Source organism: Streptomyces sp. SID14515, assembly GCF_010548505.1.
Classification (GTDB): Bacteria; Actinomycetota; Actinomycetes; order Streptomycetales; family Streptomycetaceae; genus Streptomyces; species Streptomyces caviscabies.
Genome location: NZ_JAAGMH010000011.1, coordinates 1 through 258, shown reverse-complemented (window position 1 = coordinate 258; position 258 = coordinate 1). Strand labels below are relative to the sequence as shown.

At 70.2% G+C, this 258-nt stretch carries 1 pseudogene; it reads left to right on the top strand.

The window, feature by feature from the left end:
* A pseudogene (locus tag G3I54_RS01670) lies at window positions 1-258 on the top strand (molecular chaperone HtpG); the annotation flags it as partial.

The window sequence follows — 258 nt, the reverse complement described above, 5'->3', positions numbered from 1 at the left end:
CGGCCTGCTGGAGAAGCTCAAGGAGTCCAAGGACGCCGCCACCGCCGAGAGCCTGATCGGGCAGTTCGGCGTCGGCTTCTACTCGGCGTTCATGGTCGCCGACAAGGTCACCCTGCGCACCCGGCGCGCCGGCACCGACTCCGGCACCCAGTGGGAGTCCGACGGTGAGGGCACCTATGACATCCAGGCCGTCGACGGCCTGCCCACCGGCACCTCGGTCACCCTGCACCTCAAGCCCGCCGACAGCGAGGACGGGCT